Source organism: Mycobacterium sp. E740, assembly GCF_001672895.1.
Classification (GTDB): Bacteria; Actinomycetota; Actinomycetes; order Mycobacteriales; family Mycobacteriaceae; genus Mycobacterium.
The window spans coordinates 1-11,701 of the sequence record NZ_LZKP01000214.1; the positions used below are offsets into that span (position 1 = coordinate 1).

General features: G+C 66.4%; 10 protein-coding genes and 1 pseudogene. 2 read left to right on the top strand and 9 right to left on the bottom strand.

The genetic code is table 11. The annotated features are described in order from the left end of the window. Positions 1–929: aminotransferase class I/II-fold pyridoxal phosphate-dependent enzyme (locus A5663_RS20715; RefSeq protein ID WP_068153609.1), on the top strand; the 929-nt coding region annotated here is incomplete at its 5' end. A 37-nt stretch (positions 930–966) separates the two neighbouring features. Here the strand turns inward: A5663_RS20715 and A5663_RS20720 are convergent. The 4 genes from A5663_RS20720 to A5663_RS20735 form a co-directional block, all read right to left on the bottom strand. Then, on the bottom strand, positions 967–2,424 hold the full coding sequence (locus tag A5663_RS20720; RefSeq protein WP_082974294.1) for an HNH endonuclease signature motif containing protein: 1,458 nt from the start codon (positions 2,422–2,424) through the stop codon (positions 967–969). A gap of 62 nt (positions 2,425–2,486) precedes the next feature. Beyond that, a complete protein-coding gene (locus tag A5663_RS20725) occupies positions 2,487–4,385 on the bottom strand; it encodes an acetoacetate--CoA ligase (protein ID WP_068153617.1) in 1,899 nt (632 codons plus the stop codon). After that, positions 4,382–5,128 (bottom strand): 3-hydroxybutyrate dehydrogenase, encoded by a 747-nt coding sequence (locus tag A5663_RS20730; RefSeq protein WP_068153611.1) that lies wholly within the window; start codon positions 5,126–5,128, stop codon positions 4,382–4,384. The genes A5663_RS20725 and A5663_RS20730 overlap by 4 nt, the downstream gene beginning before the upstream one ends. Beyond that, complete coding sequence (locus A5663_RS20735; protein ID WP_068153612.1) at positions 5,125–6,489, bottom strand: MFS transporter; 1,365 nt, start codon at positions 6,487–6,489, stop codon at positions 5,125–5,127. The genes A5663_RS20730 and A5663_RS20735 overlap by 4 nt, the downstream gene beginning before the upstream one ends. A 122-nt stretch (positions 6,490–6,611) precedes the next feature. On the opposite strand from A5663_RS20735, the gene A5663_RS20740 reads away from it, so the two are divergent. Next, complete coding sequence (locus A5663_RS20740; RefSeq protein ID WP_231976857.1) at positions 6,612–7,526, top strand: LysR family transcriptional regulator; 915 nt, start codon at positions 6,612–6,614, stop codon at positions 7,524–7,526. On the opposite strand, the gene A5663_RS20745 is transcribed toward A5663_RS20740, so the two are convergent. The 5 genes and pseudogenes from A5663_RS20745 to A5663_RS20765 all read right to left on the bottom strand — a co-directional run. Next, entirely contained in the window at positions 7,523–8,938 is a 1,416-nt protein-coding gene (locus A5663_RS20745; RefSeq protein ID WP_068153618.1) for an APC family permease, read from the bottom strand. The two genes, A5663_RS20740 and A5663_RS20745, sit on opposite strands and share 4 nt — an antisense overlap. Before the next feature lie 132 nt (positions 8,939–9,070). Further along, positions 9,071–9,637, bottom strand: coding sequence for a 3-hydroxy-9,10-secoandrosta-1,3,5(10)-triene-9,17-dione monooxygenase reductase subunit (hsaB, locus tag A5663_RS20750; RefSeq protein WP_068153614.1), 567 nt, complete (start codon positions 9,635–9,637; stop codon positions 9,071–9,073). After that, the gene (gene hsaC / locus A5663_RS20755) at positions 9,637–10,539 is read right to left on the bottom strand and encodes an iron-dependent extradiol dioxygenase HsaC (protein ID WP_068153615.1); all 903 of its coding nucleotides are present in this window, start codon (positions 10,537–10,539) and stop codon (positions 9,637–9,639) included. The genes hsaB and hsaC overlap by 1 nt, the downstream gene beginning before the upstream one ends. Then, entirely contained in the window at positions 10,536–11,429 is an 894-nt protein-coding gene (gene hsaD, locus A5663_RS20760) for a 4,5:9,10-diseco-3-hydroxy-5,9,17-trioxoandrosta-1(10),2-diene-4-oate hydrolase (protein WP_068153616.1), read from the bottom strand. Before hsaD ends, hsaC begins: the two co-directional genes overlap by 4 nt. A gap of 12 nt (positions 11,430–11,441) precedes the next feature. Next, positions 11,442–11,701, bottom strand: a pseudogene (locus A5663_RS20765) (flavin-dependent monooxygenase); the annotation flags it as partial.

The following is an 11,701-nucleotide window of genomic DNA, read 5'->3' on the forward strand; positions in this document are numbered from 1 at the left end:
CGGGCGCGTATCTGGATCGGCACGGGCTGCACGTCGACCCGAACGATGTTGTGATCACGACGGGTTCGTCAGGCGGGTTCCTGTTGACGTTCCTGGCCTGTTTCGACGTCGGCGACCGGGTGGCGATCGCCAGTCCCGGCTATCCGTGTTACCGAAACATCTTGTCGGCGCTCGGCTGTGAGGTCGTCGAGATTCCCTGCGGCCCCGAGACCCGTTTCCAGCCCACTGTGCAGATGCTCGAGGAGCTCGACCCGCCCGTGCGGGGCGTCATCGTGGCCAGCCCGGCCAACCCGACCGGCACGGTGATCCCGCCTGACGAGCTGGCCGCGATCGCGACATGGTGTGCGTCGAACGGAGTGCGGCTGATCAGCGACGAGGTGTACCACGGATTGGTGTACGAGGGCGCGCCCGCAGTCAGCTGCGCCTGGTCGACGTCACGGGATTCCGTTGTGGTGAACAGCTTCTCGAAGTACTTCGCGATGACGGGCTGGCGGCTCGGCTGGCTGCTGGTGCCGCAGGAACTGCAGCGCGCGGTCGACCGGCTGACCGGCAACTTCACCATCTGCCCGCCGGTGCTGCCTCAGTACGCCGCGGTGGCGGCGTTCACGTCGGACTCGATCTCCGAGTCCGACGCGCTGCTGCACCACTACTCCGCCAACCGGCGCCTGCTGCTCGACGGGCTGCGCGCAATCGGCATCGACCGCCTGGCCCCGACCGACGGCGCCTTCTATGTGTATGCCGACGTCTCGCACCTGACCTCCGACTCACTGTCGTTCTGTTCGAAGCTGCTCGCCGACACGGGTGTTGCGATCGCACCGGGCATCGACTTCGACCCGGTGCGCGGCGGTTCCTACGTCCGGTTGTCGTTCGCCGGGCCGACGAGCGACATCACCGAAGCGCTGCAGCGACTCGGCAACTGGCTGGGTTGACCGCAGCACAGCGGTAGGCCGCCCTCACGGCGCCGGGTCAAAATGGTGGGGACTCCGAGGAGTTCTGTGCCCGTTCGGCTTTGATGCGTTGCGCACGTTCAACCGATCGCGGTCTCGTGCGCATCGGCATGTTCAGACCGCGGTTGTCGTTCGGTGGGCTCGTACCTCGCGGTGGGCCGGCGCCACGCGGTGCGGGGTCAGCCGCTGTCGTGTCCCAGCCCGGAAACAGTGTTCGACAACCCGGATGCGTCACATAGGTATGGCCAGTCGGTGCAGTCCATACCGCTGCGCCGTCGGGGCGCAAGAGGTAGGACCAGTCCCCGATCCAAAACGTCTTCAGCAGATGGTGAAGACGGCACAGGCAAGCCAGGTTTGATTGATGGGTCGCCCCGTTCGGGTGGGCTACGACATGGTCGATGTCGCAGAACTCCACACGCCGATGGCACCCCGGAAAGCGGCAGCGCAAGTCGCGAGCGCGGATGCGGCGGGCCAGCTTGGCCGATGGCCGATACCCATGCTCGGGATGTTCGACTGGTGCCGCCAGCGGTCGCAGTGTGGCGCCGTTCCGGAGCAGTGCGGCCAGCATCGGGGTGGTCAGCACCTCAGTACCGCCGACCCCGGACAGCACTGCGGTGCCCTGATTTCGGCAGTCAGCGGTGCGGCGGACCGGCTCCGGTGTCGACTGGGCGGCATCGACGGCTGCCTTGTCCGCGTACACATTCACCACCACCGACGACGCGGGGGCGGGCTGGGCCGCGCGCGCCGGGCAAGTCGGGGAGCCGCAGGCGCACGGTAGGTGATCATTTCCGTTGGCAATCGCCCCGGCCGCGTCGGAACGGCGCTCGCCGGCCGACCGCGGATCGTCGGGGCACACGCCGGCCACCATCGCGGCGACCTTGCGGTCGAGAACCGCGGCGTCGGCGGGTTGCAGCTTGCCCCACACCGAGGTGGCGCCGTGCTCGTCTTCGTAGGACCCGACTTTGAAGTCGCGGCCACGGGCACGGGCCTGGCTGGCGATCACCGCGTCGGGGTCGTACTGCAGCAGCAGCGCATCCACGTCGGTGCGCAGATTGTCTTCCGACATCGGTCCCCACTCGTCCACCCGTTCGGCCAGCGCCTTATCCATCAGCGCCCACACCGCCTCGTCAGCGATCAGCCGGGTGCGCCAAGTCAGCACCCCGATCACGCGGGCGGAGATCCGGCCCGCCGCGAAGAGCGCACTTACCTTGGGCAGGCGATCGCGCAGCGTTTCGGCGATGCGCATCTGTCCGCAGGCCCTGCCATGGCTGATGTTCATCGCGGCAGCCACCTCGGCAGCCGCCGAAGCCCACGGATCGCAGACCCACAACGCGCGCGGATCATCGTTGTCGCCGACACCGCGGCGCGACATCAGTTCCCCGATCGCCGCCGTGCGCAATGCTCCCGCGGACGCTTCGGCGCGGGCGGCCTCCTCGATGGTGGCCACCAACCCCGCCTCATCCACGCCCTCGAACACGTGTTCGATTATGACACGCCCGGGTGACGCGGGTGGCGGGCCGGAATCAATCTGTGGATAACTCAGCGCTTATGGCGGACGTACCACTCCAGCAGGTCGGGGTCGTCGACGGCGCTGCGCTCGACCACCTTAGACGGGTCGGCGCCCTGGAACAGCTTCTTGATCGGCACCTCGAGTTTCTTGCCGGTGCGCGTGTGCGGAACGCCCGGCGCCGCGATGATCTCGTCGGGTACGTGGCGCGGCGACACTTCCTCGCGGATGGTCTGTTTGACCCGGTCACACAAGTCGTCGGTCAGTTCCGTACCGCTTGCGAGCACCACGAAAAGCGGCATCCAGTACCCGCCGTCGGGCTGTTCGACACCGATGATCAACGCTTCGGCGATCTCGGGCAGTCGTTCGACCGCCTGGTAGATGTCGGCGCTACCCATCCGGATACCGTGCCGGTTCAGGGTCGAGTCCGACCGCCCGTGCACGATGACGCTGCCACGGTCGGTGATCGTTATCCAGTCGCCGTGCCGCCACACTCCCGGAAACATCTCGAAGTATGCTGCGCGATAACGAGATCCGTCGGGATCATTCCAGAATCCCACAGGCATCGAGGGCAGCGGCTTGGTGATCACGAGTTCGCCGACCTCGTTGCGCACCGGCTTGCCGGACTCGTCCCAGGAGTCCAGCGCGCACCCGAGATAAGGCGCCGACAACTCACCCGGCCATACCGGGACGGTCCGAACGCCGCCGATGAACGCCGACACTACGTCGGTGCCGCCGCTGATCGACGAGACCTGCACATGCCCGCCGACGTTGTCGCGCAACCACAGTGACGACGACGGCGGCAGCGATGCACCGGTGATCCCGACCGTGCGCAGCGCCGACAGATCATGCTCCTTGGCCGGCACCGCACCGGCTTTCGCGCAAGCCAGGACATAACCCGGGCTGGTGCCCAGGACCGTCGCCTTGACCCCGGCGGCGAGGTCCCACAGCGCGTCAGTACGCGGAGCGCTCGGGCTGCCGTCATAGCAGACGATCGTCGCCCCCACGAGGAGCCCCGCGACTTGGAAATTCCACATCATCCAACTCGGGCTGGTGTACCAGAAGAACGTGTCGTCCGGGCCGATATCCGCTTGCAGCGCAATGGCTTTCAGGTGCTCGAGCAAGACACCGCCGTGCCCGTGCATCATGCCCTTCGGCAGCCCGGTCGTGCCGGAGGAGAACAGAATCCACAACGGGTGGGCGAAGTCGACCGGCGTCGTCGTCAGGCCAGCACCGTCGGCCGCGCCGGTGAGTTCCGACGCCATCACCGTGGCGCGCAGGGTCGGCAGACCGTCCTGCAGAACGGCGATGTCAGCGCTTTTGTCGTGGAACTTGCCGCCGTAGGTGTAGCCGTCGGTGGTGACCAGGACGGTGGGTTCGAGTTGGCCGAGCCGGTCGAGCGCCGCCTTCGCCGAGTAGTCCTGGCCGCAGGCGCTCCAGACCGCCCCGATGCTGGCCGATGCCAGGAACGCGATCACCGCTTCGGGAATGTTGGGCAGGTAGCCGATGACCCGGTCCCCGGCCGTCACTCCGATGGACTGCAGCCTATGCGCGAACTCCGCTGTGCGACTGAGCAACTCGGACCACGAAACCTCGGTCCTCCCTCCACCCTCGGTGAGGTAGACGATTGCGGGGCGATCGGACCGCGCGTTGCGGACCACCTGGTCCACATAGTTCAGCGTCGTACGGGGAAACCACTGTGCGCCGGGCATTTCGGCGGACGTGAGCACGGTGTCCGGACGTTCACCCAGGTCGAAGTAGTCCCACAGCGCAGCCCAGAACGCGCCCGGATCATCGATCGACCATTCCCACAGCGATCGGTAGTCCGCCAGATCCTTTCCGGTGCGTCCCCGGACGAACTGAGCGAAGTCGGTGACCCGAGCATCGGCGATGTCGGCATCGGTGGGCGTCCACTGCGGGGCAGTCGTCATCGGGCGCTCCATCCCCCGTCCATCGTGTACGACGCTCCCGTCACCATGGACGCCACCGGTGAGGCGAGCCAAGTGACCAGTGACGCAACTTCTTCGGGTTCGACGAGTCGCTTGATTGCGCTCTCCTTCAACAGAATGTCGGCGATGACCTTATCCTCGTCGATGCCGTGGGTGCGGGCCTGATCGGCGATCTGTTTGGTCACCAGTGGCGTACGCACATAGCCGGGGTCGACGCAGTTGCTGGTCACCCCGTGCGGTCCACCCTCCAGCGCGGTGACTTTCGAGAGGCCCTCCAGCCCGTGCTTCGCTGTCACGTAGCCGCTTTTGAACTCCGATGCGCGCAGACCGTGCACCGACGAGATGTTGATGATGCGTCCGAACTCGATACCGTACATGTGCGGCAGCGCCGCGCGGATCAACAGGAACGGCGCCTCGAGCATGAGCGCGAGAATGAAGCGGAAGCGCTCCGGCGGGAACTCGGCGATCGGGCTGACGTGTTGCACCCCGGCGTTGTTGACCAGAATGTCGGTTTCCAGGCGAAGCGTTTCGAGGGCAGCGACGTCGGAAAGGTCTACTGCCCAGGGCTTTCCACCGATCTCCTCGGCGATCGCCTTTGCCCCGTCCTCGTCGAGGTCGGCGACGGTGACCACCGCACCGGCCGCGGCAAGAGCCCGCGCACATGCCGCCCCGATCCCACTGGCGCCGCCGGTGACCAGCGCGGTGCGACCGACGAGATCGCTCATACGACACCCGCCCTGGCGAGTGCGTCACGGTCGGCGACATCGAGAGTATTGAGGTCGAGCCCCTTCGTCTCCCGCGTGAACAGCGCGGCCACCAACGTGATCAACGAGGCGCCGGCCAGATAGAGCGCGATCGGCACGGCCGACCCATATTCTTCGAGAAGCCACGTGGCGATGGCCGGCGCCAACGACCCCGCGACTATCGACGTCACCTGATAGCCCAGTGAGACACCGGAATACCGCATCCGGGTCGGGAACATCTCGGCCATGATCGCCGGCTGCGGCGAGTACATCAGCGCGTGGATGACCAGCCCGACGATGATGGCGGCCAAGATCAGCAGGTAGGAACCGCTGTTCATCATCGGGAACGCGAAGAAACCCCAGGTTCCCGCGGCGATCGCGCCGACGATGTACACCGGCCGCCTGCCGAACCGGTCTGAGAGCCGGCCCACCTGCGGGATGACCAGGAAGTGCACGGCATGGGCAACGAGCAACCACCACAGGATGTCGCCGGTGTCGGCGCCGACGTGTGTCTTGAGGTAGACGATCGAGAACGTGACCACCAGGTAGTACATGATGTTCTCCGCGAACCGCAGCCCCATCGCGGTGAAAACTCCTCGCGGATAACGCCGCAGCACTTCGAACACGCCGTAGGAGACGGCCTTGACTCGCTCGACTTCCTCCTGAGCGGCGACGAAGATCGGCGCGTCAGTGACCTTGGTGCGGATGTAGTAGCCGATCAGCACGACCACCGCCGACAACCAGAACGCCACCCGCCAGCCCCAGGACAGAAACGCCGCATCCGGCAGCGCGTTGGTCAGCACCAGCAGCACGACGGTCGCGAGCATGTTGCCGACGGGCACCGCCGCCTGCGGCCAGCTGGCCCAGAATGCCCGCTTGTCGTCGGGGCTGTGTTCGGCGACCAGCAGAACGGCCCCGCCCCATTCGCCGCCCACCGCGAAGCCCTGCATGAACCGCAGGACCACCAACAGAATCGGCGCCCACACCCCGATCTGCGCGTAAGTCGGCAGGCAACCCATCAGGAACGTGACGGCACCGACGAGCAGAATCGCGAACTGCAGCAGCTTCTTTCGGCCGTATTTGTCGCCGAAGTGGCCGAACACCACTCCGCCGAGGGGACGCGCGACGAATCCGACGGCGTAGGTCAGCAGCGCCGCGATGAGCCCGCTGGCCTCGCTCGTGCCTTCGGCGAAGAACACCTTGTTGAACACCAGCGTGGCGGCGGTGGCGTACAAGAAGAACTCGTACCACTCGACGACCGTGCCGGCCATCGAGGCGACGACGACACGTTTGAGCCCGGCCGTGACCGGCGCGTCCCCATTCGCGGGATTCGTGACACCCATCGCCCACTCCTTCGGCTGTGATGGCAGGCACAGACGCCTGTGAGTATTCACGCAGATACCACTTGCTCGCAATGGCGAAAACCGCAGGAGGCATCTGCAAAAATGCAGTTGTGCCGTCTTCAATGGCCCAGCAACCCGGGCGACGGCCGAGCGCCGACGACCTCCTGGTGTTGTTGGCCGTCGGTCGGTCCGGGCGGTACAAGGCGGCCGCAGAGGAACTGGGCATCAACCACACCACGATCTCGCGGCGGATCGCCGCGCTGGAGGCGTCGGTCGGCGGGCGAGTGCTGGCGCGCGGCGCGGGCGGTTGGGAACTCACCGACCTGGGCCGCGACGCGTTGGCCGCCGCGGAGGCCATCGAGTCCGCGGTGCGGTCGCTGGCCGTCGACACTGCGGGTGACCGCGCGCTCGAAGGTGTCGTCCGGATCTCGGCGACCGACGGGTTCTCCGCCTACATCGCCGCACCGGCCGCCGCGCAGGTGCAGCGTCAGCATCCGAAGGTGGCTGTCGAGATCGTCGCGACGACGCGGCCCGCCACCCAGCAGAGATCCGGTCTGGACGTCGAGGTGGTCGTCGGTGAACCCAAGGTCCACCGAGCACGGGCGATCAGGCTCGGCGACTACTGTCTCGGCCTCTACGGTGCCCGCGGCTACCTGGCCGAACACGGGGTGCCGGTCAGCATCGCCGACCTCGGGCGCTATCCCCTGGTGTACTTCATCGACTCGATGCTGCAGGTCGACGACCTCGACGTCGCGACGGGCTTCGCTCCGTCGATGCGCGAATCCGTCACGTCGACAAACGTTTTCGTGCATGTCGAGGCGACCCGCGCCGCCGCCGGGATCGGCCTGCTGCCGTGCTTCATGGCCGACCGGCACGACGACCTGGTTCGCGTGCTACCCGACGACGTGGCGGTGCGGCTGACGTACTGGCTGGTCACCCGGGCCGAAACGCTGCGCAGGCCGGAGGTCGCCGCCGTCGTCGAGGCGATCGGCGCTCGGATGCTCGACCAGCGCGATGCGCTGCTGGGCGGGGTTTAGGACACCCGGGTCCGACGCGACGTGAGGACGCCGGCCAACACCGCAGCGGCCAGGGTGCCGATCACGATCGCGGACACGACGGTGGATCCGGTCAGCGTGTTGAGGTTGAGGACCACCAGCAGCAGCACCACGATCAGACCGACGAGGCCGAGTGAGGGTGCGATCGAGGTGCGCCACGACGTCGCGGGCTCACCGCGCCGCCGAAACAGCACGATGACCGCGACACTGGTCAAGACCAGCAGCACCACGATGCCCACGGCGGCGAACCCGGCGAACCAGGTGTAGACCTGAGTGATCGCGTCGAGCTGCAACAGCGCGCTGACCGCGATCGCCAGCGCGACCAGTCCCGCCGTGAGGACCGACGACGCATGCGGTGAGCCATGCCGGTCGTGGGCACGGCCCAGGACTGTGGGGAGGACACCGCGCGCGCCGAGCGCGAAGAAGTACCGCGACGCGATATTGCGGAAGGACAGAATGCAGGCGAATTCGCTTGTGACGAAAAGGATCAGGCCCGCATGTTCACCGACGCGGCCGACGTAGGCGTGCACCGCGTCGCTGAACAGCGATCCCGGGTGGTCTTGTGCGCTCTGCAATATCGACGCGTCGCCATAGGCGCTCACCAACGCCCACGCGGACACGGCGTAGAACGCACCGACCAACAGCAGCGCGATGTAGGTGGCACGTGGAATGGTCCGATCGGGGTCTTTGGCCTCGTCGCGGAAGATCGCGGTGGCCTCGAAACCGAGGAAGCTCAGGAACGCCAGCAGCAGCCCGACCGCGACCGAGCCCTGCAGGAACTCCACCGGGCTGTAGATAACCCGCGACAGACCCTCAGGGGTGTGCCCTCCGAACACGACGAACGCGTCGAAGATCAACACGATCAACAACTCCGAGATCAGCAGGACGGCCAGGATCTTCGACGACAGGTTGATGTTCCGGTATGCCAGGAACGTGACGATGCCGAACACCACGATTCCGCCTGCCCACCAAGGTATCTCCGGGACGCCGAACGACGTCGACACTGCGGAGATACCCGGTCCAATCAGCCCGTACTGTCCGATCTCGATCGTCACGTAAGCGACCAGGGCCACGAACGCCGCTGCCAGCCCAGCCGATCGACCCAGCCCCTTCTCGACATACGAGTAGAAGGCGCCGGCCTGCCGAACATGAGGAGTCGCCGCGGTGAACCCGACGGCGAACAGGAGCAGGATCACCGTCACGACGAGGTAGCTCAAAGCGAAGCCACTGCCGTTGCCCAGCGCGATGCCCAGTGGGGCCGTGCCGCCGATGACACCCAGCGGTGCCGCCGCCGCGACGACGATGAACACGATGCTTGCTACGCCGAGCGATCCCCGCAACCGGGTTCGCGAACCCGGTTGGCCCAACTCCTTGGCGTCGATGGTGTCCGTCACCTGTGCTCCCATGTCCGGTGTGAGCGCGCGAATGTCAGCGGTCGCGCGCACCGTATGGTGTCGAAAAGGACGGGCTCAAGCGATATTTGGCCTCAGAGGGATCCGAACTCGGCAACGAGAATCGGCCGGTGGTCAGAGCCAGGTGTCGTCGGTGGTTGTCGTGAGGAAAGCCTCGAGGTCGTCGCGCCACTGGGCGGGCGTGTTCTTGTCCGGTTCGATGCCGGTGTACTGACCTTGGTAGAACAACAACGGGCGGGGCTTGCGGTGCGGAGTGTCCGAGAGCGAATGCACCGAGCCGAACACGACGAAGTGGTCACCTCCGTCGTGCACCGAGTGCACGGAGCAATCGATGTGCGCCAGCGTGCCCTCGATCACCGGTGAGCCGAGTTCCGATGGCTGCCAGTCGATTTCGGCGAACTTGTCCGGCTCCTTGGAGCCGAACCGCGCCGACACGTCCTTCTGGTTCTCATGCAGGACGTTGACGCAGAAATGACCGCTGGCTTCGATCGCCTGCCATGACCGCGACATCTTCGTCGGGCAGAAGAGTACGAGCGGCGGGTCCAGGGACAGCGCGGCGAACGACTGGCAGGCGAATCCGACCGGCGCACCGTCGTGCACCGTGGTGATCACCGTGATGCCGGTGCAGAACTGCCCCAGGACGTTGCGGAAGGTCCGCGGGTCGATCGGCTCGGCTGACACTAGCTCGTGAAGCCGATGCTGAAGTCGTGGCCCCAGAGGCTGACCGCGGTGCTCTCCCGCGCGACCCAGTCGTCGTTGTCGACCTGCAGTCCCTCGCAACCGAACTCGACGTCGAAGCCGCCGGGCGTCTTCATGTAGAACGACAACATCTTGTCGTTGACGTGGCGGCCCAATGTCGCCGACATCGGCACCTTGCGGCGCAGCGCACGGTCCAGGCACAGGCCCACATCGTCGGAATTGCCGACCTCGACCATCAGATGCACGATGCCGCTCGGCGTCTCGCCCGGCATGAACGCGAGGCTGTGGTGACGCGGATTGACCCCGAAGAAGCGCAGCCACGCCGGCGCACCGTCGGCCGGCCTGCCGACCAGCTGGGGCGGCAACCGCATCGAGTCGCGCAGGTAGAAGCCGAGCACGTCGCGGTAGAAGTGCAGCGACTCGGCGTCGTCGCGGGTGGTGAGGACCACGTGGCCCAGACCCTGATCCTCGGTGATGAACTTGTGTCCGTACGGGCTGACGACGCGGCGGTGCTCGAGCGCGACACCGTGGAACACCTCCAGAGTGTTGCCCGACGGGTCGTCGAAGCGGATCATCTCGTCGACCCGGCGCTCAGCGAGCTCGGCGGCGGTGGCCTCCTTGTAGGGCACACCTTCGACGTCGAGCCGGTTGCGGATGTCCTGCAGCTCTGCCGCGTTGGCGGTCTCCCAGCCGGACTGCAGCAGCCGGTCGCGCTCGCCCGGGATGATCACCAGCCGGGCCGGGAACTCGTCCATCCGCAGATAGAGCGCACCCTCGGTCTGCCCTGAGCCTTCGACCATGCCGAGCACCTTGAGGCCGTATTCCCGCCAGGCCGCGACGTCGGTGGCCTCGATCCTAAGGTAGCCAAGGGATTTGAGAGTCATGATCGGCCTCCCCCGAGGAAATCGACAGTCAGCTTGTTGAATTCGTCGAACTTCTCGAGCTGCGCCCAGTGCCCGCACTGCCCGAACACGTGCAGCTGCACGCGCGGAATCTGCTTGAGCGCGACCAAGGCGCCGTCGAGCGGGTTGACCCGGTCCTCGCGGCCCCAGATCAACAGGACCGGCTGGCGCAGCTTGTACACCTCGCGCCACATCATGCCGAGCTCGAAATCGGCACCGGCGAACGACTTCCCCATCGCGCGCGTCGCCGCCAACGATTCCGGCTGGCTCGCGATCTCGAACCGCTCGTCGATCAGCTCGGGCGTGATGAGGTTCTGGTCGAAGACCATGATCCGCAGGAACTTCTCGATGTTCTCGCGGGTCGGCTCGGCGGCGAACTTGCCCAGCAGCTTGACGCCCTCGGTCGGGTCGGGCGAGAACAGGTTGACCGACAGCCCACCGGGTCCCATCAGGACGAGCCGGCCGGCCCGCTTGGGGTTGTCGAGCGCGAACCGTACCGCGGTGCCGCCACCGAGCGAATTGCCCACCAGCGCAGCACGTTCGATGTCGAGGTGGTCGAACAAGTTCAGCAGAGCGGTCGCGCTGTAGCGGTTGTACTGCTCGTGTTCGGTGTGCTTGTCGGAGTGTCCGTAGCCGGGCTGGTCGACGGCGATGACGTGGAAGTGCTTGGCGAGCACCGCGATGTTCTTCGAGAAGTTCGACCAGCTCGACGCCCCCGGGCCGCCGCCGTGCAGCAGCACCACCGTCTCGGAGTGCCCGATACCGGCTTCGTGGTAGTGCAGCCGCATGTCCTCTCGGACCTGAGCGTAGCGCGACGTCGATTCGAAGGTGACCTCGACCTGCTGCTCGGTCTCCTGGATGTATGAGGTCATCAGGCCGTCCCGTTAAACCATCGTGTCCTGCGGCGGCAATCCGAACTCGTTGTTGCCGAAGATCAGGTAAGCCCGCTCGGGGTCGTTGGCCGCGTGCACCCGGCCGGCATGGGCATCACGCCAGAACCGTTGCACCGGAGCGTCGTTATTGAGCGCGGTGGCGCCGGACGCCTCGAAGAGCCGGTCGATCGAGGCGATCGCACGTCCGGTCGCCCGAACCTGGTCGCGGCGGGCGCGGGCACGCGTTGTTGACCGCAGGTCAGGAGATTCCG

Bases quoted from the DNA above. Each gene is read 5' to 3' on its own strand.
- A5663_RS20740 (WP_231976857.1), top strand. From the start codon at position 6,612: ATGGCCCAGCAACCCGGGCGACGGCCGAGCGCCGACGACCTCCTGGTG.
- hsaC (WP_068153615.1), bottom strand. From the start codon at position 10,539: ATGACTCTCAAATCCCTTGGCTACCTTAGGATCGAGGCCACCGACGTC.
- A5663_RS20725 (WP_068153617.1), bottom strand. From the start codon at position 4,385: ATGACGACTGCCCCGCAGTGGACGCCCACCGATGCCGACATCGCCGAT.
- A5663_RS20735 (WP_068153612.1), bottom strand. From the start codon at position 6,489: ATGGGTGTCACGAATCCCGCGAATGGGGACGCGCCGGTCACGGCCGGG.
- A5663_RS20730 (WP_068153611.1), bottom strand. From the start codon at position 5,128: ATGAGCGATCTCGTCGGTCGCACCGCGCTGGTCACCGGCGGCGCCAGT.
- hsaD (WP_068153616.1), bottom strand. From the start codon at position 11,429: ATGACCTCATACATCCAGGAGACCGAGCAGCAGGTCGAGGTCACCTTC.